Below are 322 nucleotides of genomic sequence, written 5' to 3'. Positions count from 1 at the left end.
GTATGAGAAATCAGTAATGGTTTGATCGTCTGAACCGATTGAAGCTAAAGGTACAGAAAGTGTACCATTAGAATCGGTGATTTCTAGATTAGCACCATTAACAGCAAAAGCCGTGTTGACCTCGTTAGTAATAGATTCATCAGGATCGGTAGAGTTCACGGTGTAGTTACCATTACCATCATCGGTTACTGTAATCGCACCAGTACCAGCGACAACTGTTTCAGAAAGCTCAGCAAGGTTAACAGTAGAAGTGTTACCATCTTCGAGAGTAATGGTCAATACGTTTGTAGCATCATCGTATGAGAAATCAGTAATGGTTTGA

Annotated in this window: 1 protein-coding gene; it reads right to left on the bottom strand. The window is 40.4% G+C overall.

Annotated features, from left to right (window positions below; genetic code table 11):
• A partial coding sequence (locus tag IL45_RS15060; protein WP_036579372.1) for a hypothetical protein occupies positions 1 to 322 on the bottom strand: 322 nt, incomplete at both ends.

Origin of the sequence: Nonlabens ulvanivorans, from assembly GCF_000732625.1 — a bacterium.
Taxonomy (GTDB): domain Bacteria; phylum Bacteroidota; class Bacteroidia; order Flavobacteriales; family Flavobacteriaceae; genus Nonlabens; species Nonlabens ulvanivorans.
Note: the sequence above shows the minus strand (reverse complement) of the source record. Positions and strands in the feature narration are given on the sequence as shown.